The sequence below is a fragment of the Wolbachia endosymbiont (group A) of Conops quadrifasciatus genome, from assembly GCF_964027015.1.
Classification (GTDB): Bacteria; Pseudomonadota; Alphaproteobacteria; order Rickettsiales; family Anaplasmataceae; genus Wolbachia.
Map to the genome: position 1 here is coordinate 960,978 of NZ_OZ034722.1, position 22,322 is coordinate 983,299.

The following is a 22,322-nucleotide window of genomic DNA, read 5'->3' on the forward strand; positions in this document are numbered from 1 at the left end:
TAGATGAAGCACTCTTGAGACCTGGGCGCCTAGGTGAGTGCATTCATATTTCTCTACCTGGAGAAAAGGAGCGTGAGAAAATATTGAATATCAACTTAAAGAATATACAAATAGCACCAGACGTAAATCTGGAAGAAATTGCAAGCCGCATTTCTGATTATTCAGGAGCTTATTTATCTAATTTGGCAAAAAAAGTAAAATATAATGCTATAAACAGAAGCCATGAAGGCGCTATTCCTACTATTACTATGGATGATTTTAATCGTGAATTTAATAGTGTAAGCGCAGAACCGGTAGCTCGCCAGCATAATATGCAGAATAATTTCCAACAATGTACATAAAGTCATCTTATTAACAAATTACTTTGTCCAACAAGGTTTTCCTATATATTAGACCTTGCAACTATTTTCCCATAAAAGAAAGCACATGGAGCAGTAGCTACCCGCTTTTTCAAGTTTACAACTGCTGCCCTGAAGTTTTCTATTCTTTGCCTACAGTACAAAAAGATGGAAAGGTGCTTGCTTATCCTGATGTAAATTATAACGAAAAAAAATACCAATGACGATAAGGTTCAATGCATTATTAATAGCACGATAAAACAAAATTTGGTAAGCTTGATTAGTACTTAGTTAGAAATAGAAATGAAAAAATTTTTAGAAGGCTTATTGATCTGGTTAGTAATTATTGTTCTTATTTCAGTTGCTTATATTCAGTTCAGCGGAAATGTAGGTAGAAGTAAAACAACCATACCTTTTTCGGAATTTTTAACTAGACTAGAAGACAATGATGTAGAAAATATTGTCATAAAAAACCAGAGCATTGAGGGCAAGTTTAGGGATGGTTCAAGTTTCAACTCAAGCGGTGTTATATATAGCGACCTAATAAAAAATTTACATGATAGAAAAGTGAGATTCTCCTTTTCAACTGGAGATTCTGCCATTAGCGCAATTGGTGGATTACTTATCTCATGGGTCCCAACATTTATCTTTATTGGCTTTTTGCTATTCTTTCTTAAACAAACACAAGCGGGGGGCAACAGAACTATAAGCTTTGGCAAGTCAAGGGCTAGACTCATGACTAGTGGGAAAAAAGTAACATTTGATGATGTTGCCGGAATTGATGAAGCAAAAGAAGAGCTAGTAGAAATCGTTGATTTCCTTAAACAAAGGCAAAAATTTCAAATATTAGGTGGAAAAATACCAAAAGGGTGCCTTTTAATTGGCTCTCCTGGAACTGGTAAAACTTTACTTGCTCGTGCAATTGCAGGAGAAGCTAATGTGCCATTCTTTAGCATTTCTGGATCTGATTTTGTTGAGATGTTTGTTGGTGTTGGTGCGAGCCGTGTTCGTGATATGTTTGATCAAGGCAAGAAAAATGCTCCTTGTATAATTTTTATAGATGAGATAGATGCGGTGGGTAGACATCGTGGCATTGGTCTTGGTGGTGGTAATGACGAAAGAGAACAAACATTAAATCAGTTATTAGTTGAGATGGATGGCTTTGAGTCTAATGAGGGCGTAATAATAATTGCTGCGACTAACCGTCCGGATGTCTTAGATCCAGCACTGCTTAGGCCTGGTCGTTTTGACCGGCAGATTACTATTTCTTTACCCGATATAAATGGGCGCGAGAAAATATTAAATACGCATATAAAGAAAATATCAATGGCCCCTGATGTAAATGTGAAAACAGTTGCAAGAGGAACACCTGGTTTTTCAGGGGCTGATTTAGCAAATTTAGTGAACGAATCTGCGCTTATTGCTGCAAGAAGAAACAAGAAGATTGTTACCATGGATGATTTCGAATATGCACGTGATAAAGTGATGATGGGTGTGGAAAGGCGATCTCTCATTATGACAGAAGAGGAAAAGAGACTGACTGCATACCATGAAGCTGGCCATGCGATGATTGCTGTTAATATGCCTGCTTCTGATCCTATACACAAAGCAACAATTATTCCACGCGGTAGGGCACTCGGTTTAGTTATGAGACTACCAGAAACAGATAGAGTGTCCCTCACAAGAGAAAAAATGCTAGCAGATATAACTGTTGCAATGGGTGGACGTGTGGCAGAAGAGCTAATTTTTGGCTATGATAAAGTCACAAGCGGCGCATCTTCAGATATAAAACTAGCATCAGATTTATCACGTTCTATGGTAACAAAATGGGGAATGAGCGACAAAATAGGTCCGATCTATCACAATCGCGAACAAACTATGCATGGTTCTGAGATAATTTCTGAAGATACGTTAAAACTTATAGATGAAGAAGTGAAGAAAGTTGTGTCTTCTTGCTATGAAAAAGCGAAAGACATTTTGACCAAGCATAAGAAAGGCTTAGATCTCATTGCCGAAAATCTACTGGAGTTTGAAACTTTAACAGGAGATGAAATAAAGGACATATTAAGCGGAAAAAAAATTGTTAGAGAGGAAAATGAGAAGAATGAGAAAATAAAAAAATCCTCTCTCTATTAGATCTGACCCTAGCTTAAAATGCTAATCAGCTAACGCTGCAATAAAACATTCAGAATTGTAACTTTCAATATAAATTGTATTAGAATATTCATAATGTTGCATTTTCATCACGATAATGCTATCATTCAGTTAGTATTACTGTTTAATGAGGTATGAGTAATGGTTGATGTAGCTTCTATTGGTGTAAATGCAGTTATTGATCATAAGTATAAAAAAAGAGCGCAATTAACTTTATTAGGGCTATTTCTTGTTGTATCAGCAGCAACTGCTGTCTGGTTTATCTTTCCTGTATCACAAAATGTACTAGTGCCATTTTTGCTCCCAGCCGTATTCTTGTTCTTTACTCTATCTATGGGTTATTACATGTTCATATTTAATTGTGAAGAAAAATCTTTTGTAAAGAATGTTCTTGGTATGGTTGAACCAGCTGAATCAGTAAAGAGAGTGCATTGCCAAGAAAATATTAAATCCTTATTAGCAGAAGTGAGAAGTACTACGAGAGATAGGTTTTGCAACGTGCTTGTTAATCTTTGTTTTGAAGATCGTAGTAAAGCACACAAACTTGCATTATATGTGAAAGAAATTGATGATATTGTGTCTTCAATAAAAAATAAAGACCTCTTAGACCATTTTGATCAATTTTTTACTATTACTGAAGTAAGTAATAAAAAAAATAGAAGTGAATTAATGAACCTCACAAGGGCATATAAGATAATAAGTGAAGAAGATCCAGACAAAATACAGGATTTTTTAGCTACTCAAACAAAAAGTTATTCATGTGAAATAATGTTACCTAAAATTAATAATTTTCTATCACAAGTTAAAGGTTCGGTTTAAATTAGTAGAGGTTAAATAAATATAGTTAAGTCTTTGCAATAGTGATTTTATCAATAATCTTAGTGTGTACTTGATTATCATTTTTTGTTTCAATTTCAGTGATGACATGGCACCTACCGGGCTCTTTTATGGCGATTTCTTTAAACCCTTTTCCAACTTTATTATAAAAATTAACATCCATTTCTTCATATTTATTCTTGTCTTTCGCTCTACTTAACCCAACTTTAACATCAATATCTAGAATAAATGTAATATCTGGATATCTAACTCCAGCCAACCTGTGCAAATCTTCTATTAGTTTTAAATCAACTCCAAACCCATATCCTTGGTATGCAATGGTTGAATCAATAAACCGATCACAAATCACTATTTTCCCTTCTGCAAGAGCTGGTAATATTAATTTTTTCATATGTTCGTGCCTCATCGAGATAAGTAGCAAGAGTTCAGAAATAGGATCAATATTATTTGTTAACAACACTCCTCTTATTTTTTCTGCAAAATCAGTGCCACCTGGTTCTCGAGTCGACACTACATTATTTTCGCCGTGAATTTGCTTAAAATGATTTGCAAGTAGCTTAGATTGTGTTGTTTTACCAGAGCCGTCTATTCCTTCGAAAGTTATGAACATAAGTTTTATAATACTAAAAAAGAATATGCAAACAGTATACATAGAAACCGTTTGACATTTAAATAATAAGACCGTAAATTACATACGGTATAATAATAGTCTATGGTTGCTCTGAATACTCCTAAAGTCGATTTTAGTTTTACTGCAAAAGATTTTAATCTTTTGGGAGCAGATAATAAATACTATACATTAAGTGACTGTTGTGGAAAAAACGGTCTTATTGTAATGTTTATATGCAATCACTGTCCTTACGTTCAGTCAATTATTAGCAATCTGGTAAGCGATGTTGATCAATTGAAAAAAGATTATCAGGTAAACACCGTTGCAATAATGTCAAATGATGTAAATGAATATCCAGAAGATTCCTTTGAAAATATGATTAATTTTGCCAAGGAAAATAAGTTTACATTTCCATATTTAATTGATAGTACACAGAAAATAGCTAAAGAATACGGGGCTGTTTGCACTCCTGACTTTTTTGGCTTTAATTCCAATTTAAACCTTTGCTATCGTGGACGTTTTAATGACACAAAAAAAGAAAAGGTTCAAAGCTATGAAGTAGGAAGTAGTGACTTATTTCAAGCTATGAAATTTATTGCAGAAACTGGTAATTCTCCAATTGACCAAAAATCAAGTATTGGCTGCTCAATTAAATGGTCTAATTCCACAGGTTAAATATCATGCACAGTGGATCTCAGCATTTGTTTGATATTATAATTTTACTTTCTGCTGCTGTGTTTATAGTCATAGCGTTCTGGAAAATGAATATTAGTCCAGTGCTCGGTTACTTCGTTGCAGGTGCAGTTATTGGTTCTCATGGATTTAATCTGATACACTCAGCTGAAGCAATGGATAATCTTGCAGAATTTGGTGTAGTTTTCCTATTATTCATTATAGGCCTTGAATTGACATTTGAACGCCTGATCGCTATGCGTATTCATGTATTTGGGTTCGGTTCTCTTCAAGTTATAGTTACCATGGTAGCAATATGGTGCATCGCTCTTGCTTTCGGAGTGAATACGAATATAGCAACAGTTATTGGTGGTGGGCTTGCGCTATCCTCAACAGCAATAGTGTTGCAGGTTCTGCAAGAAAAAGGTTCTCAAGCAAGTCAGGTTGGTAGGTTGTCAATAGCAGTACTATTAATGCAAGATTTTGCAGTGGTACCATTAATAGTATTGGTACCTTTACTTGCTGGCAATTCTGAGCACAGCCTGATAAGCTCATTGGCAGGTTCATTGGTGCAAGCAGCTATTGCATTAGTGCTGATATTTATAACTGGTAGATTATTGCTTAGACCTTTATTTTCGGTTATTGCTAAAATGGAAAGCAATGAGGTCTTTATATCAACAACGCTTTTAATAGTATTAGGAGCAGCATTTATTACTGAGCAATTCCATTTATCGTTGGCATTAGGTGCATTTGTCGCTGGATTGTTAGTTGCAGAAACAGAATACAGACACTCAGTAGAACACGCAGTATTGCCATTTAAAGATTTGTTTCTTGGCTTATTTTTCATGACTGTTGGTATGTCTATCAATACCGAACTTTTACTCAATAAGTTACCACTAATTACTTTATTATCGATTATCCTTATCGTTTTAAAAACATCTATCATATATATATTGTGTAGATTTTTTGGGTTTAAGAGTGCACCTGCTATACAAGCTGGGTTACTGCTTTCACAAGGCGGTGAATTTGCGTTTATTTTATTTCGCTTAGCAGATGAGCTAAATGTGCTACCAAGTGAAATCGCTCAAGTACTTATGATGGTAACTACAGTAACCATGGCTTTCACTCCTCTTTTATCGGGGCTTGGAGATTGGATAGCAAACTCATTTAGCACTGAGAAAACAATATTAGATGATGAAGCTGTTGAAACAGATACACAAGATCTTTATAACCATGTAATAGTTGCTGGATTTGGTAGAGTGGGGTATATGGTAACAAAAATGCTTACTGCAGAGCATTTAAGTTACGTTGTTGTAGATATTCAATCAAAAATAGTCAAAGAAGGAAAAAGTGATAGTTTTCCTATATATCTTGGAGATGTTACAAGATGTGAAATTTTAAAATCAGTAGGAATAGAAAGAGCTCAAGCTCTCGTTATTTCAATAAAGAATGAAGTTACTATAAAAAAAGTTGTTTCATTAGTTGCTGCAAATTTTCCGCATGTAAATATTGTAATACGCTTACCAGATCTGAGTAATGTGGAGGTTTATAGAGATCTAGGAGCTAGTAAAATTATTCCTGAAACATCTGAGATAGGATTGCAGCTAGGTGGAGCTGCACTGAGCCTCAGTGCTATTAGCGAAAGTGGAGTTACGTCTTTAAAAAGTAGATTTAGAAAAGGCAATTACAGTATGTTAAAAGACCTTGGTAGTGATAAAGATGAATGACTACTTCTCTAATTTTATGTACAGAAAGCTTCAAGCTTTATTGAGGTTTTGCCTATAGTAAATTACGCACATAATCAACCAAGTTAAGGAAAGTGCAAACCAAGTGATTGCATATTCCAAATGCTTCATTGGCCGTATAGCTAATTTGCTGCCAAAATTGTTCGGCCACAATATACACTTCTCTAGCTTAATACCTAACTCATTGGAAATTTCTTCTGTACTCAGGGTAAACCATGTATTCGAAGCAGTATCGTTCTTGATAAACCAATTTTTGCTTTTATTGCTATCGCAATATAAAGTTCCATCTGCAACTACTTTTTTAATTTTTACTTTTTCCTCTTTTTTTTCTTTAACTATTCCTTTGTTCACTAACATATAATGTCCAGTAGCAATCAGCATAGGAGATAATACATAATAGCCGTTTTGCCCTGCAAAAACATATAGTTCTATGCCACTTAGAATCCCACCAATCTTGACATGCCTATAGTTAAATTTTTCAAGGTCGTTATTGGGCAACAGATGAACAACATGAAGATTCATATTTTTGATAATATTATTCTTCCAGTTCAATCTGAATACTTGCCATAATCCTAATAAAAAAAGGAGCAAACAAGGTACAATTAAAATAAATACTATCTTTTTTAACACTCTATATTTGTGTTCTTAAATAGTTTTCAACACCCATTAGTTCAATAAGATCGATCTGCTTCTCAATCCAATGGAAGTGCTCTTCTTCATTTTTTAACATCTCTTCTAATAACATTACACTAACAAAATCTTTTTCTTTCTCAGCGATAGAAATCGTTTCTTTGATATCCTTAATACCTTTTCCCTCTAATTTCAAATTAGCTTCTAAGATTTTTTGTATTGTATCTTTTGTAAATTTTCCATCATACTTTGAGATTCCATTTGTATCTTGAAAATTTGGGACTCCTTTAAATAACAAAATTCTTTCTGCCAACTTGTTCGCATGTTCAAGTTCTTCGTTAAGCTCATTTTTTACCTTTTCTGCAAGTCTATTAATTCCATTGTTTTTGAGAACCGCAAAATGCAAAAGATACTCGCGTACAGAAGTCAGCTCATTGGTCAATAATTTATTCAAACATTTTACTATCTCTTCATTCATAATCTTCCCTGAGTTCAATTTATCAGCATAATTTATATGATAACGATAGTTATAGCAACTCATTTAATAGTTCCTTTGATAACAACCGTATTAAATAGGATGTCGTGGTATGTCTGTTTTTTTTTAGAGAAGCAAGCAACTAGATACCAATAGAGGGTGAGCAGCATTATAATTGCTCCCAGTACGATTAAGGCATTTACTAACGCGTTTTGTTCTTGGAAAAGCTCGATGAGGATAGCTATTATGTTCCTTAATAGAAAAAGAAAAAACTGAGAAATGCTTCTATCAAATGCTAAACTCAAATCTATTTTAGAACCGTCCAAACTTATGGTATGTATGTTCATTGATTGCTGACCAGGAGTTGCTTGGGCCTTTGAAGATATAAAATATGTGAAGTAACTGCAATCTACATACATATATGATAGATGTGAAATTAACGGAAAATTCTTTAACAATAGTCTGATTAATGAAGTTGGAATTAATAAAATTGCTACATCTATTAAATATGCGCAAAAGCGCCTTTGTATACTGGCAATCTCTGTAACAGTGGTCATTACCTATCTTCTAAATACTTTATTATAAAATCTGTAAGTTTATCAAAATGTTGAAAACATAACAAATCTTTATAACCGCTTATTGATTGACCGTATATAATAGGTAAACAATTGGCATTTTGTGCACACAGAACATCTGTGATGCTATCACCAACAAAAACACATTTTCTCTATTTATAGGTAACGTACTCTCTTCTAGTGCAAATAGCAGTGGGGTTGCAGATGGTTTATCTTCTGCAGTATCGCATGACCCAACTACTCTTTCAAAGTAAGAATCTAGTTTAAAATAGGCAAATTTTTTACGTAAATTAGTATTTTTCTTATTACTTACTATTGCTAGATAAATATTGTGGCTTTTCAGTGTCTGCAACATTTTCTCTACTCCTTGATTCAGAGCAATGTTTTGCAATAGTGCATCATCTAAATATTGTTGATATATCTGATTTGCTTTTTTCCACTGATCGCCAAATAAATTGACCATATAGCTCTTTCTCGACTCATGGGAATTTCTATCGGCAGCTTTATTACTATACCCCATTGAGTTTATGATATGCTTAATAGCATTAAAAATGTTATCTTGAGTGTCAACTAAGGTATTATCCCAATCGAATACTACTGCTAATTGACTATCCTTCATCTCTTATATGGTTATACATTTCAACTTAATAAGTAAATAGCATTTTAATAAAAAAATATAAATAGAACGCTAGACCTGCTGCAAAAGGTGATTGAAAAAATAATGTGAGAGAAGTAGAAGAAGAATAAGCAGATTGAGTAAGGTAAAAAAATGAGCTTTAGTTACTATAACATGAAGAAGTACCCAAGAAACTTTCGTAATATAACAGGTTTAACTATAGAGGAGTTCGAAAAGGTAGTGGAAAAAGTTAGGTCTGGGTGGAAAAGAGTTGAAAAACAGAAAAAGTGCCATGGTAGAAGATCACAACTACCAACTCTAGAAGATAAGTTATTTTGCGTAATTTTGTACTATCGCACTTACATAACACATAGATTTTTAGGGTGCCTGTTCAATGTTCACAACGCAAATGTATTTAGGTTACTGAAGAAAATAGAGCCATTACTTGCCAAAAAAGTTACTATAACAAAAGATAGAAGTATGACACCAGAAAAAATACTGAAGATTCTGGCTGATGTTACAGAACAGCAAATACAGAGACCAGAAGATAGTAAAAAACGGAAGAAATCATATTCAGGAAAAAAAAGAACCAACACTATGAAAACTGAGATTGTTATCGAAGAAGGTGGAAGAATTTTATCAGTGTCAAAGTCATATCGTGGTAGAATTAATGATTTTTGCATAAGGAAACAAGAAAAATATTTACCAATCGATAGCATAAAATATGCCGATTCTGGATATCAAGGTTGGCAAAAATTGCAAAGCAATGTTATAATTCCATATAAAAAGTATCGTAAAAAGCCATTAACTCCAGAGCAGAAAGAGCATAATAGAAGATTAGCATCATTTAGAATGAGAGTAGAAAATAAGATCCGTGAGATAAAGATATTTAAGATTATGTCTCATGTTTACCGCAATTTTCAGAAAAAATACAACCTGAGGTTCAATATTATTGCTGGTATTGTGAATCTTAAGCACGCCTTTTAGTTAACCTTGATTTTAGTCACCCTCCTTTCCTTCTTTTTATTGCTTGATTCTCAGCAGGTCTGCTCTTGATAAACACTCTTTACCACAAGTTATGTTAACTGTTTTTTATATAATTAGCTAATATACTGGTTATATGATATGTTTTAATAGGTAGCAGGTATGGCGCAGACATCTAAAGAAAGTGTTGAAAAAAAGTTTAAAGATGTTTTTGAACGTTCTCCAGGTGCTTTTCCAGAAGGCACCTCATTAGAAGAGAAGGTTAATTATATTGCAAAAGGAACCAAGGCTCTAAAAGCTGTAAAAAGTAAGGAGCTTGAGAATAAAATGGAAAATATTGCAAAGTTAAACAAAGAACTTGAAAAACGACAAAGACAGAACGACGAAGAAATAGATAAACTTAGACGATCAACACAAGAGTTAAGGAAAGAGTTTGGTATAAGTAAAAGAAGTAGATCAGGTGCAATACTGCAAGAAGCTAGGCAAGATACGCAACTATCAAGGATTGAAGGGTTGCGTGATAATAAAGAATTTCAAGAAGTGACTAACACTCCAAGAAAAACTACAACAACAGTTAAAGACCTTGAACATAATACACAAAAAAAGACTACTGAAGCTTCTGTGCAAACAGATACACAGCAATCAAAGCACGATTCACAAATCGTTAGTCCCTCAGTGAGCAAGAGTTCTGTAAAAGAGAAGCTCAACACTGAGCCGGACAAAAAAGATAACACACCTCAACCACAAGAAAATCAAAAAGAAGAAGGGTTTTTGAGTCTTCTGAAGCGCTTTGTTAAGAAAATATTAGAAAAACTTTTAGGTGAGGATGAAAAGAGTGTGGAAAATGCTCGTGGCATAAAAGAAGATGCTCAAAGAGATACGTCAAATAACGAAGAGCAACAAAAGAGTAAGCACTTTGATAAAATTTTAAATCAGGACCAAAGTATAAGCAAGGGCTTAGAGCAAGCAACACAACTTGAAAACCCAACGATAACACCTGTTAATACTCCTGAAGTAAATACAGGTCGTGAAAGGTGATCCGCTTTCAAGCTTCATTATACCGCCACGAACCATCATACCGCCGCGGGATCTAGAGATACCGCTAACAAGCAGCGGGATGACGATTGTCAGGGTGTCATCCCAGTGCCCTGACTACTTGGATCCAGAAAACTTAACTTTAAATAAGTGGCTGCATAATAAAGACTAGATTCCAGCGTCACGCGCTGGAATGACAACATTTTCGGTCTCTTAAATTGCTTTAGCTACAAACATTAAGAAATTTACCAAATAAAAAAAAAGGCAAAAGAAGCCCCGTAGTTGGCTAGTTACTTACATTATACTTTCAAGTATGGCGTTTTTTTATTCTCCTAAGAAACTCCCTTAACTAGCGCTTCTTGTTGAACTAATATGTAGCCAAATTCCTGTGCTTTTTTGATTAAATTTTTTACAACTCTCTCTTTGTAACGTGTTTCGTAATAGCTCATTCCTTTTTCCACATACTCTTGTCCATATTTCAACATTTGGTAAAAGATGCATGCTAATTTTCTTGCTGTAGAAGTAATTGCTTTTATTGCTCCTAGCCGTTTTTTTAATCTCCTACAATATGCACCCAATGCACTTTTACTATTTCCCACAGCATAAGCAGCCATTCGCAAGGCATTCGTAGCACGATTAATAACTTTACGAGTTTTTGTTCAAAATACTTTTTCTCCTGTAATCTTATTAGCAGGGCTAAGCCCTAACCATGAGGTAAAATGCCTTTCTGATCGCCATTTATTATGATTAATGCCAACTTCCGCAATAATGGTTTGTACAGTTAGTACATCAAATCCAGGAATTTTAGTGAAATCTATACCAGTTACACGATACAATTCCTCACGCAGGGTGAAATTTGGTCTGCCTCTTCTAGACTTATTTTTTTCCTTACCTAACTCTTTACTCTCATCGGACTTCGTCTCTAATGCTTTGTAATAGTTCTCTATACTTTTATCACATTCAATTATTTTTTCTTGAAAAAAATTATATGCTTCATATTCTTGCTTTAATACAAATAAATGTTCTTCTCTATAATCGCCTGTTAATGCTTTTGCTATAGTAGCCTTATCATTCTTCATATTCACACTTCTGAATTCAGCTAGTTTTTTAGGATTCCTTTCACCTTCTACTATTGCTTTAATAATTTGCATTCCTGTGACGCCAGCAATATCGCTTGTCACTTTATGTAAATGAATATTCATTTGTACTAACACCTTTTGCATGCGATTAATATGTTTAGCAGCGTTTTCAATTAAGTTTTTACGTTGCCGAACATAACCACGCAATACACACATTTGATCATCTGGCCTAAATGATCCTTGGATTAACCCATAACTATGTAGTTGTTGAAGCCATTGACAATCCTGAACATCTGACTTTCTTCCAGGTACATTTTTTACATGTCTTGCATTTGCAAGCTTTACTTCAAGTCCATATGATTCAAGTACTTGGAACAAAGTAATCCAGTATACTCCTGTTGACTCCATGGCTACTGTAGTAACTTTACATTTCTTCAGCCATTTTGCTATGTTATGGAGATCCTCTGTAAAGCAGCTAAATTTTTGTATACGCTGTTCATCACTTCCTTCTGGTACACATACATAATGTACAGCTGAACCAACATCTATTCCTGCTGCATCAGGATTCATGATCTCTAATTTACTTTTTGCTTTTTTCATAGTAACTCCCTTATTATAATTTGTAATAGGGAAACGCTTCAGCTTGGAACGGTTAGATAATACAATCTCCTAACCGAGGTAGCCTAAAAAACTCCATCAATGATTTGACCGTTCCTCCCAAAACCATGCTAAACGACGGGTACTTATGGCACCAGTGAAAATTTCGGTTATAACTTCAGAGGCGCTTCCTATACAACTATACTTAAAAACTACTAAAAACTTAAATTGAGGAGTTTCTTCCTGGTTTGACAGATTTCTTCTGTTCGGTGCTAAACTGTACACCTAAGTGAATATACAACTGAACGTAACCAATTCCAAGTAGCTGACACTGGGTCGCACTACTTCACCAATAGCACTATCTTGCTAAACATAGTTTAGTTCGAGTGGCTGAGGAGGGACTTGAACCCCCGACCAAGAGATTATGATCCTCCTGCTCTACCAACTGAGCTACTCAGCCTAATTGAAAACCTTGCTATATATGTGACCTACATGCTTTGTATAATATTTCAAATCAAACAAAGATTCAAGTTTTTCCGAGTTAATAACCTTAAGTAAAGGTTTATCTTGTTTCAATTCGGCCAGAAAATCACTGTTGTTTTGTTTCACTTTCATTGCATTGCTCTGAACAATTTTATACGCCTCTTCCCTCGCCAAACCACTATTTACTAACTCAAGCAATACACGCTGTGAGAAAACTAAACCTTTTGAAGAATTTAAGTTCTTTTCAATGTTTTCCTTATTGATTACCAATTTATCTATCAAATCTGTTAATCGCACTAAAGCAAAATCCATTGTTATACAAGCATGAGGAGCAATGCATCTTTCCACAGACGAGTGTGATATATCACGTTCGTGCCACAATGCAACATTTTCTAACGCAGGAAAAACATAACTGCGTATTAAACGTGAGAGTCCCGTCAGATTTTCACTTAAAATAGGATTACATTTGTGTGGCATAGCAGAGCTTCCCTTCTGCCCAATGGAAAAATGCTCAGAAATTTCGCCGATTTCAGTTCTTTGCAAATGACGAATTTCAATTGCAATATTTTCTATTGAGCTTGCAATCACTCCCAAAACCGAAAAGAACATGGCATGTCTATCACGAGGAATGACTTGAGACGATATGGTTTCAGGTATGAGTCCCATTTCTTTCGCTACATACTCTTCAACAAACGGATCAACATTTGCAAAATTACCTACTGCACCTGATATTTTACAAATTGAGATCTCTTTTTGTGCGCTAATTAATCTCTGATAATTGCGTTTAAATTCAGCATAAAATCTAGCAAATTTTAATCCAAGAGTTGTTGGTTCTGCATGCATTCCATGACTGCGCCCAACACAAACAATATCTTTATAGTCCTCAGCTTTTTTTTTCAATACTGCAAGTAAATTTTTTAGATTCCCGAGTAAAATATCACATGACTCTTTCAACTGCACCGCAAGGCATGTATCCAAAACATCAGAACTTGTCATTCCATAGTGGAGATAACGAACATCAACTCCCGCTTTTTCAGCAACATATGTCAGAAAAGCTATAACATCATGTTTTACAATGGATTCAATTTCGTTGATACGTTCAATATCAAATTCAATAGCACCAGAGAGCTTCTGAGCAACACTATTTGGAATCACTCCTAACTCTGCTTGAGCTTCACACGCTAATTTTTCTATTTTAAGCCATATATTAAATTTATTATTTTCCTCCCAAATGGAAGACATTTCTTTTTGGCTATAGCGCGGGATCATTAAATGAACTCCGTCTTATCTTTGAACATGCTAGATCCCAGTGTCACGCACTGGGATGACAGAAAAAAAAGGCACTGGAATGACAGGAATAGTTGATATATTTTATTCACTGCTATTTGTTATTTGTATCTTCTTGCTCCACTGCTTCACCTTCTTGTTGCTCAGACTTATGATTTTGCAACTTTACTTGCCTTAATTCATGCGCATCTGTTGCGGATTTCACGACGTATATAGTAACTGGCACTATTACTTCACTATGCAACTCTATGTTTACTTGGTACTCGCCCAAGTTTTTGATGCTTATTCCACCAAAAGATAAACTACGGTGATCTATCGCATGTCCTTCTTGTAGTAAAACTTTCGCAATTTCACGTGTTGTTATAGAACCAAAAATTTTACCATCCTCTGAAGCTTGCTTTATCAATACCACAAACTTATCATGTAGTGATAATGCAAGCTCTTTTGCTACATTTAATCTTTTTATATTCTCTTCTTCCAGTAATAAACGTTGCTCCTCTAGCTTTGTTAAATTTTCCTTGGTAGCTTTCACCGCTTTTCTTTGTGGAAAAAGAAAATTACGTGCATAACCTGGTTTAACTTTGACAACTTCACCAAGCTTACCTAAAGTCCTTATATTTTCCTTTAAAATTATCAACATAAATTACCTAAACTTTTTTAGTACAGTAAGGAACAAGAGCTAAAAAACGTGCCCTTATGACTGCTAAGCGTAACTTCCTTTGTTTTTTTGCACATACGCCTGTTAACCTTCTAGGTAATATCCTACCATAGTCAGAGGTAAACTTGGATAATAAATCTGTATTCTTATAATCTATGTCTTCATCTTTAGACGCAGCAAGAGGGCAAACTTTAGAACGCCTAAAGCCAGTCCTATTATTTACAGATACGTAAGAATTATTAAAACTATTTCGTCTTTTCATCATTATGCGTTTTGCTCCTCAATTTGTTTATTCATCATATAAGATTTACCTTCAAAAAATTTATCAACCTGCACAAACAAGTGGCGAATAACGTTCTCATTAAGTTTCATTCTACGCACAAATTCATCCAGAATGTTTGCAGTAGAACTTATGCACATTATACAATAATGACCGCTCTTCATCTTATTTATTGGATATGCAAAATCCAAAAGACCCCAATGTTCATACTTGATTAATCCTGATGCTTCAATGTTTTCCAAAAGCATTTCCAATGCTTTGCTCGATTGAGTTGGACCGTTTATTCTAAAATCTTTCAAAATATCTTGAAAAATCTTTATTAGATGTTCTGAAATATTTCTCTTCAAAGCATTTACTGCATTATGGATAAACGCACTTTTAGTAATTTGCTCACTGCCCCCTAGAAATTTTATAAAATCTTGCATTATTCCTAAATCTTTTAGGTCATCTTTCAACTCTTTATCGACCTTTGACTTCACTTCTTTTAAATTTGAAAGATCTTCTTCCAATTCAATCCATAAAATTTTTGCAAAATTTTCCAAGAGATCAGAGTAATCAATTAAACTTTCTTGTATGTTCTTAGCACGCACTTCTAACTCTTGTTTTGTAAGCTTGTCATTTCCTTTTTTTAGAATATCCCTGATTTGCTGGAACATAACATCTGTTTTAATATTTTTCAACAAGATAGCTAGCTCTTGGACCATCTCCTCTACTTCTTGCTGTAACAATCCTTGTTGTGCTATAAAAGTAAATTCATAAAGATTCACTATATATTCCTTTAATACCGATTAAATACTTCATTATATAAAGCTTTTTTATATAAGCAAGTTATTTGTATTAATTTCTACGCCTTTAATCCAGCTTAAGTTAGATATTTCATAAATAACTTGAGGAGCAATTGAGTATGCACCTGGTAATAAGATGCTCACTTTATGTTTTTCGAGAAGAAGTTTTAGCATTATTTTGGTTCTGCCTTCATCTTTCAATATTGTGTTTAATTCCATAGCGGCTTTTTGCGAATCCGTGCACTCAGTGGTGAGAACTAATTCCTTTATTGTAGAAGTGATTCCTTTTGTAAACTCAGATATATCCTTGCCTGCTAATCTTGTCGTATTTTCCGAAGCTTCAAGATCAATTATCACAAATGTTCCTGGTGAAAATAAATCTCTTTTTTCTTCTATTATTTCATTATTATAAAATGCTATTTCAGAAACGTTATGGGGATCAGAAAGTGTGAGTATAACAAACCTTCCACGCTCTGAAGTTCTCATACGTGCATTTAATATTACCCCAGCAGTTTTTGCTGTTCTATTTTCTCCGATAAACCCAATATTTAACTTTTCCAGAAGAATTCTAAATTTTTCAAGTGGATGATTAGTTAAATAAAATCCTAGTGAAAATAACTCATGCTCTAATTTTTCCTCTTCATCAAAATTTTCCACATTCTCAAATTTCGGTTTGAGGACATCAAGACTACCAAACAAAGCAGCTTGACTTGATTCCCTATCCTGTTTGTTTTTATTTGCAAAGTAAATCAGCATGTCCATTGACTCATATAGCTGCTTTCTGTTCTTATGCACGCTATCGAATGCCCCGGACTTAATTAGGCTTTCTAGCGCCCTCTTATTTATTATATGACCTGAATTTTGAATGAATTCCCATATGTCCTTATAAGCGCTTGAACGTGTGTTCACTATTCCTTCTGCTATAGAAAAACCAACATTCCTAAAGGCAGCAATACCATAACGTATGCACTCACCCTCTATTGAGAATTCAGCTTGAGACTTGTTTATATCAGGTGGAAGAATGGTAACGCCACTAAACTTTGCTGCATGATAAAATAAATTCAGTTTATCTCTATCATCAATATTCAGATTCATTAGTGCTGTAAAAAATTCTAATGGATAATTAGCTTTAAGGTAAGCCGTTTGATAAGATATAACAGCATATGCAGCTGCGTGAGATTTATTAAATCCATAACCAGCAAATTTTGCAACAAGGTCAAAGATATAACTTGCCCTGTCATAATCAACGCCATTCTTTGTTGCCCCTTGGATGAAAAGTTCACGTTGTTTATCCATCTCTTCCTTAATTTTCTTACCCATGGCACGTCTCAGCAGATCTGCTTCCGCTAAGCTATACCCGGAAAGAATACGGGCTATTTCCATCACCTGCTCCTGGTAGATTATTACCCCAAATGTTTCTTTTAACACTCCTTCAAGTAACGGATGAATATAATCTGGCTTTTCAAGTCCATGCTTTCTTGCAACATAAGTTGGAATGTTATCCATAGGTCCTGGACGATAAAGGGAAATTAAAGCGATAATATCTTCAATACAATCTGGCTTTAATTTGATTAAAGCTTCTCTCATTCCCGAACTTTCAAGCTGGAACACTCCAATTGAATCACCGCTAGAGAGCATCTCATAGGTTTTTTGATCATTCAAAGGAACTGAAGAAATATCGATCTTTTTTTCATCACGATTAATTAAACGACATACATGATCTATTAGTGTTAGCGTACCAAGTCCAAGAAAATCAAATTTTATTAACCCAGCTTTCTCCACATATTTCATGCTGTATTGAGTGATTGGCAGAGCCGAATTTGGATCGTAGTACACAGGAACAAAATTTTCCAACTTTTGATCACATATTACAATTCCAGCAGCATGAGTTGAAACGTGACGATATATTCCTTCGAGCTTTAGTGATATATCAAGAAGCTTTGCAATTACCTCATCACTATCTCGTTCTTTCTGCAGGTTTTGATCAAGCTCTATCGCTTGCGATAAAGTTACAGGATTTACTGGATTAAATGGAACCATTTTAGATATTTTATCCACTTGAGAGTAAGGCATTTGCAATACTCTACCAACATCACGTAATACTGCCCTTGCTTGCAATTTTCCAAAAGTGATTATTTGAGCAACATAACCGTACTTTTTCTGAACATAATCAATAACCAGGTCCCTTTTCTCTTGGCAGAAATCGATATCAAAGTCAGGCATCGATACACGATCAGGATTCAAAAATCTTTCAAATATTAGGCCAAACTTTATTGGGTCAAGGTCTGTAATCTGTAAGCCCCAAGCAACAATTGATCCAGCACCAGAGCCTCTTCCTGGACCAACTGGAATGCCATTTGCTTTGCTCCAACGAATGAAATCAGAAACTATCAAAAAGTAGCCAGCGTAGTTCATCGAAGTTATTACGCTTAGTTCGTAATTCAGCCGATCGTAGTATTGTTTAAGGTCTATATCTGTCTCATTCGCAATGCGGAATTCTAATCCTGCAGCTGCCTGCTCCCTCAGTTCTTCATTCTCAGTTTTATTCTCTCGACAAGGAAATTTAGGCAAGATAGGTTGCCTGCTTCTTGGCATGTAAGAGCACCGCTTAGCTATCACTAAAGTGTTATGAATTGCTTCGGGAATGTCGCTGAACAGTTCCTCCATTTCTGCCACAGATTTGAAGTAATGCTCGGTAGTTAACTTCTTTCTGTTATTCTCCAGGGCATAACTTCCCTCCGATATGCACGTTAATATGTCATAAGCCTCATAATCAGACCTATTTGGAAAAAACACATCGTTCGTTGCAACCAGTGGTACATTGCGCTGATAAGCAAAATCTATTAAAGCTTCTTCAAGCTCTAGCTCTTTATTCAGCCCATGACGCTGCAATTCAACATATAAATGACCATCGAATACTGAAAGCAGTTTTTCAATCGTTTCTTTATCTTGTCCCAATAATAGTTGAGCCAAACATCCACCGGTTAAAGCGATCAGACCCATACTTAAATTCAATAGCTCATCAAAATCAACGTAAGGAATATCGCTGTTATTCTTGCGCTTTTTAAAAGACTCACTCACCAAAGTGACTAAATTAGTGTACCCTTGCTCATTTTTTGCAAGCAATAATATAGGTAAATTTTGTTCTGAATGTTTAACTATAATATTGCATCCTATTATTAGCTGTATTCCCCTACTTGCTGCATATTCTGAAAATTCGAGCGAGCCAAACAAGTTGCCTGAATCAGTAATTGCAACCGCTGGCATTTTGTTCTGCAAACAAAAGCTAATCAGCTCCTCAATTTTAATCGAGCTTTCAAGCAGCGAATAAACACTATGAACACGTAAGTGTATGAACATAAAAAACTTTAGATCAACAAAAAAGGATAACATTAATTTACTCATGAGAACATAATTTTCATGAGAACAAAAGCCTATAAGATTTCTCAAATCTAAGGTTAAGATACAAAAAACTTCCTTTAAAAACTCCGCCAGCCCCCTTATCATGACGTCCAGTACAATGTTGCAAATTAAAAATCTCTCCATCATAGGCTGGTTCTTCGATCCTAAATGCCACTTCTACCTGGTCATAACCAATCTGAATTCGTTCTACTAATGCTTTAATGATGCCACGCTTAGTTTGCCAATCTAGCTGTTCTAAGTTCAATTTTATACTGGAATAAAGACTCTTTATACTGTTGATGATAAGGTTCATTCCCTTTTCTATTGCCTTTTGGTCAACTACCTTCCTTTTCTCTTCTTCTAGCTCTTTTAAGCGTTCCTTCATTCTCTTCATTGTCTGTTTAAATTCTTCCTCACTTATATATCCTTTATCTCCTTCATTTTCTTGACTATAATAATCTTCCATTAATTTTTCGATACCTTGTTTTATTTGATTTTCTCTTCTTGCAAACTTTTTATCTGATGATTCATCATTTTTATTTTCTGCAATTCTACGTTGATACTCATTTTTTATCATCTCTGGGTTTTTTAGTAAATTTTTCACCTTTTCCCATATAGCTGTTTCTAACATATCTGTACGGACCAATTTATTAGTACACTTCTCCCTACCATCAGTAATACGTATAGTACTAATACAGCGATAATAGCCAAACTTTTTTCCCTCAACTCCACATTGTGCACCACTATACGCATATCCACAGTTTTGACACACAACTAGACCTTGTAGTAGATATTTCTTTTTTCCTCCCTCTCTCTGCATCCTTGCTCTTTTTCTATTTTCATCCAGTTGCTTTTGTACTTTATTAAATAACCCTTCATCAACTATTTTTGGTACTGGTATATAAATCCAGCTATCCTCATCTGTGCGACAGATAGAAACCTTTTGTTTATTTCTTTCTCTTCTTTCAACCCTCTTTAATTTACCAAACGCTGCTTGTCCTTTATATGCTGGATTTCTTAATACCTTCCAAATTATTATTGGACACCACACCTTCTTTCCAGTTCTTGTTCTAATTGACCTATCTCTTAGTCTACGTATCACTTCCCTTATTCTTATTCTCTCTTGCCCTACCCACATGAATAGCTGCTTTACTATTTTTGCTTCCTCTTCATTTATTTCAAACTTTGTCTTTTCTCTATCTACATGCTTTATACGATTATAACCAAAAGGTGCAATGCCAATTACACTTACACAGCCTTTTTTTGCTCTATGGAGTTTTCCCCTACGACTACGTTCCATAATCTTTGTACACTCATATTCTGCTACTAATCCTTGCATTCCCAATAACAATTTAGACTCTGGATTATTTTCACTCTTATGATTTAAGAATATTACTTCTACTACTGCTTTTTCAAATTCATCAAGTAATATCATTTGATGTGCAGATTTTCTTGATAATCGGTCAGGTGAATGAATATAAATTTTATCAATTTGATCTTCTCCTACTTTATCACGTAATGCATCTAAACCTTCACGTTCTAAACTCTACCCACTAAGCCCATCATCCTTAAATTCATACTCATTCAATAACTCATGCTTGTCTGCAGAAATTCTATGCTTGAGCTCGGCAATTTGACTCTCTATTGTATTGTTCTGCGCTTGACTCTTCGATGAAACTCTTGCATATAAGGCCACTGTTGTCATTTTTCTTTATCTCCTTTTCATTGTTTCTTTTTACCGCATACATTAGTAACAGCTCATAGGCATCTGCTAGATGTTGTTCCGCTAATTCATCTGGCTCGTATCGACAAGTTAATGTTCTTTTTCTCATAGTTTCTCCTGCAAATGTTTTCATAGTTCAGGAGCCTTACTACTCCCTTTTTCCATAAATCCATTACTCTTGCGAAAAAGACGCAACTGTTAACCTTTATTTCTCTCAGCTTTTATGCAAAATTTTAGAAACACATAGCTTCATCCGCTATCTTTCATCAATTAAGCTCTCTCCCAAATCATCAAGCTCCTTTTTCCCTCTAATCTTCCCTTTTTCCCATAATTACCTCTTTCTTAGCCACAGCCCTTCTAAATTTTTAAAAATCACTCATCCACAAGCTCTTCTTTTACACCTGCTGCTGATACGACCCTTATTTTTTCTATAGACCTGCTGCGAATCAAGCAATAAAAAGAAGGAAAGGAGGGTGACTAAAATCAAGGTTAACTAAAAGGCGTGCTTAAGATTCACAATACCAGCAATAATATTGAACCTCAGGTTGTATTTTTTCTGAAAATTGCGGTAAACATGAGACATAATCTTAAATATCTTTATCTCACGGATCTTATTTTCTACTCTCATTCTAAATGATGCTAATCTTCTATTATGCTCTTTCTGCTCTGGAGTTAATGGCTTTTTACGATACTTTTTATATGGAATTATAACATTGCTTTGCAATTTTTGCCAACCTTGATATCCAGAATCGGCATATTTTATGCTATCGATTGGTAAATATTTTTCTTGTTTCCTTATGCGAAAATCATTAATTCTACCACGATATGAATTTGACACTGATAAAATTCTTCCACCTTCTTCGATAACAATCTCAGTTTTCATAGTGTTGGTTCTTTTTTTTCCTGAATATGATTTCTTCCGTTTTTTACTATCTTCTGGTCTCTGTATTTGCTGTTCTGTAATATCAGCCAGAATCTTCAGTATTTTTTCTGGTGTCATACTTCTATCTTTTGTTATAGTAACTTTTTTGGCAAGTAATGGCTCTATTTTCTTCAGTAACCTACATACATTTGCGTTGTGCACATTGAACAGGCACCCTAAAAATCTATGTGTTATGTAAGTGCGATAGTACAAAATTACGCAAAATAACTTATCTTTTAGAGTTGGTAGTTGTGATCTTCTACCATGGCACTTTTTCTGTTTTTCAACTCTTTCCCACCCAGACCTCACTTTTTCCACTACCTTTTCGAACTCCTCTATAGTTAAACCTGTTATATTACGAAAGTTTCTTGGGTGCTTCTTCATGTTATAGTAACTAAAGCTCATTTTTTTACCTTACTCAATCTGCTTATTCTT

Annotated in this window: 19 protein-coding genes, 1 tRNA gene and 4 pseudogenes; 8 read left to right on the plus strand and 16 right to left on the minus strand. The window is 34.7% G+C overall.

Annotation, left to right across the window (positions count from 1 at the left end):
• Positions 1–83: 83 nt before the first annotated feature.
• The 4 genes and pseudogenes from AAGD69_RS04985 to AAGD69_RS05000 all read left to right on the plus strand — a co-directional run bounded on the left by AAGD69_RS04985 (position 84) and on the right by AAGD69_RS05000 (position 3,311).
• On the plus strand, positions 84–341 hold the full coding sequence (locus tag AAGD69_RS04985; protein WP_341812649.1) for a hypothetical protein: 258 nt from the start codon (positions 84–86) through the stop codon (positions 339–341).
• Positions 342–457: 116 nt separating this feature from the next.
• Positions 458–629, plus strand: a pseudogene (locus AAGD69_RS04990) (tRNA(Ile)-lysidine synthetase); the annotation flags it as partial.
• Between the two features lie 12 nt (positions 630–641).
• A complete protein-coding gene (ftsH, locus tag AAGD69_RS04995) occupies positions 642–2,474 on the plus strand; it encodes an ATP-dependent zinc metalloprotease FtsH (protein WP_341811866.1) in 1,833 nt (610 codons plus the stop codon).
• A 159-nt stretch (positions 2,475–2,633) separates the two neighbouring features.
• Complete coding sequence (locus tag AAGD69_RS05000) at positions 2,634–3,311, plus strand: hypothetical protein (protein WP_341811867.1); 678 nt, start codon at positions 2,634–2,636, stop codon at positions 3,309–3,311.
• Between the two features lie 25 nt (positions 3,312–3,336).
• Here AAGD69_RS05000 and tmk read toward each other — a convergent pair whose 3' ends face one another.
• Complete coding sequence (gene tmk, locus AAGD69_RS05005) at positions 3,337–3,939, minus strand: dTMP kinase (protein ID WP_275020069.1); 603 nt, start codon at positions 3,937–3,939, stop codon at positions 3,337–3,339.
• Positions 3,940–4,041: 102 nt separating this feature from the next.
• On the opposite strand from tmk, the gene AAGD69_RS05010 reads away from it, so the two are divergent.
• The gene (locus tag AAGD69_RS05010; RefSeq protein ID WP_341811868.1) at positions 4,042–4,614 is read left to right on the plus strand and encodes a thioredoxin family protein; all 573 of its coding nucleotides are present in this window, start codon (positions 4,042–4,044) and stop codon (positions 4,612–4,614) included.
• A gap of 5 nt (positions 4,615–4,619) precedes the next feature.
• On the plus strand, positions 4,620–6,338 hold the full coding sequence (locus AAGD69_RS05015) for a monovalent cation:proton antiporter-2 (CPA2) family protein (RefSeq protein WP_341811869.1): 1,719 nt from the start codon (positions 4,620–4,622) through the stop codon (positions 6,336–6,338).
• A 30-nt stretch (positions 6,339–6,368) separates the two neighbouring features.
• Here the strand turns inward: AAGD69_RS05015 and AAGD69_RS05020 are convergent, their stop codons facing one another.
• The 4 genes and pseudogenes from AAGD69_RS05020 to AAGD69_RS05035 form a co-directional block, all read right to left on the minus strand.
• Positions 6,369–6,986 carry an SURF1 family protein gene (locus AAGD69_RS05020; RefSeq protein ID WP_341811870.1) on the minus strand — a complete coding sequence of 206 codons (618 nt, stop codon included), beginning with the start codon at positions 6,984–6,986 and terminating at the stop codon, positions 6,369–6,371.
• 1 nt (position 6,987) lies between these two features.
• Positions 6,988–7,464 (minus strand): bacterioferritin, encoded by a 477-nt coding sequence (gene bfr / locus AAGD69_RS05025; RefSeq protein ID WP_341811871.1) that lies wholly within the window; start codon positions 7,462–7,464, stop codon positions 6,988–6,990.
• A 59-nt stretch (positions 7,465–7,523) separates the two neighbouring features.
• Positions 7,524–8,018 (minus strand): RDD family protein, encoded by a 495-nt coding sequence (locus AAGD69_RS05030; RefSeq protein WP_341811872.1) that lies wholly within the window; start codon positions 8,016–8,018, stop codon positions 7,524–7,526.
• A pseudogene (locus tag AAGD69_RS05035) lies at positions 8,018–8,655 on the minus strand (HAD family hydrolase). Before AAGD69_RS05035 ends, AAGD69_RS05030 begins: the two are co-directional and overlap by 1 nt.
• 150 nt (positions 8,656–8,805) lie before the next feature.
• Between AAGD69_RS05035 and AAGD69_RS05040 the strand changes: the two are divergent.
• Positions 8,806–9,639 carry a transposase family protein gene (locus tag AAGD69_RS05040; RefSeq protein ID WP_341811873.1) on the plus strand — a complete coding sequence of 278 codons (834 nt, stop codon included), beginning with the start codon at positions 8,806–8,808 and terminating at the stop codon, positions 9,637–9,639.
• Between the two features lie 159 nt (positions 9,640–9,798).
• Positions 9,799–10,674: a hypothetical protein gene (locus AAGD69_RS05045; protein WP_341811874.1), complete on the plus strand. Its 876-nt coding sequence runs from the start codon at positions 9,799–9,801 to the stop codon at positions 10,672–10,674.
• A gap of 329 nt (positions 10,675–11,003) precedes the next feature.
• Here AAGD69_RS05045 and AAGD69_RS05050 read toward each other — a convergent pair.
• The 11 genes and pseudogenes from AAGD69_RS05050 to AAGD69_RS05100 form a co-directional block, all read right to left on the minus strand.
• Positions 11,004–12,350, minus strand: a pseudogene (locus AAGD69_RS05050) (IS110 family transposase).
• Between the two features lie 384 nt (positions 12,351–12,734).
• Positions 12,735–12,807: transfer RNA gene (locus AAGD69_RS05055), tRNA-Met, on the minus strand.
• A complete protein-coding gene (purB, locus tag AAGD69_RS05060; RefSeq protein WP_341811875.1) occupies positions 12,807–14,099 on the minus strand; it encodes an adenylosuccinate lyase in 1,293 nt (430 codons plus the stop codon). Before purB ends, AAGD69_RS05055 begins: the two co-directional genes overlap by 1 nt.
• 112 nt (positions 14,100–14,211) lie before the next feature.
• Positions 14,212–14,757 carry a 50S ribosomal protein L9 gene (gene rplI, locus AAGD69_RS05065; RefSeq protein WP_341811876.1) on the minus strand — a complete coding sequence of 182 codons (546 nt, stop codon included), beginning with the start codon at positions 14,755–14,757 and terminating at the stop codon, positions 14,212–14,214.
• Between the two features lie 7 nt (positions 14,758–14,764).
• Positions 14,765–15,040 (minus strand): 30S ribosomal protein S18, encoded by a 276-nt coding sequence (rpsR, locus tag AAGD69_RS05070; protein ID WP_250294995.1) that lies wholly within the window; start codon positions 15,038–15,040, stop codon positions 14,765–14,767.
• Complete coding sequence (gene rpsF / locus AAGD69_RS05075) at positions 15,040–15,822, minus strand: 30S ribosomal protein S6 (RefSeq protein WP_341811877.1); 783 nt, start codon at positions 15,820–15,822, stop codon at positions 15,040–15,042. Before rpsF ends, rpsR begins: the two co-directional genes overlap by 1 nt.
• A 48-nt stretch (positions 15,823–15,870) precedes the next feature.
• Entirely contained in the window at positions 15,871–19,200 is a 3,330-nt protein-coding gene (gene dnaE / locus AAGD69_RS05080) for a DNA polymerase III subunit alpha (protein ID WP_341811878.1), read from the minus strand.
• A gap of 58 nt (positions 19,201–19,258) precedes the next feature.
• Entirely contained in the window at positions 19,259–20,581 is a 1,323-nt protein-coding gene (locus AAGD69_RS05085; RefSeq protein ID WP_341812650.1) for a recombinase family protein, read from the minus strand.
• A pseudogene (locus AAGD69_RS05090) lies at positions 20,558–20,947 on the minus strand (recombinase family protein); the annotation flags it as partial. The pseudogene AAGD69_RS05090 and the gene AAGD69_RS05085, both read right to left, overlap by 24 nt.
• Positions 20,856–21,098 (minus strand): hypothetical protein, encoded by a 243-nt coding sequence (locus tag AAGD69_RS05095; RefSeq protein WP_341811879.1) that lies wholly within the window; start codon positions 21,096–21,098, stop codon positions 20,856–20,858. The gene AAGD69_RS05095 and the pseudogene AAGD69_RS05090, both read right to left, overlap by 92 nt.
• A gap of 360 nt (positions 21,099–21,458) precedes the next feature.
• The gene (locus AAGD69_RS05100; RefSeq protein WP_410529827.1) at positions 21,459–22,271 is read right to left on the minus strand and encodes a transposase family protein; all 813 of its coding nucleotides are present in this window, start codon (positions 22,269–22,271) and stop codon (positions 21,459–21,461) included.
• Positions 22,272–22,322: the final 51 nt, after the last annotated feature.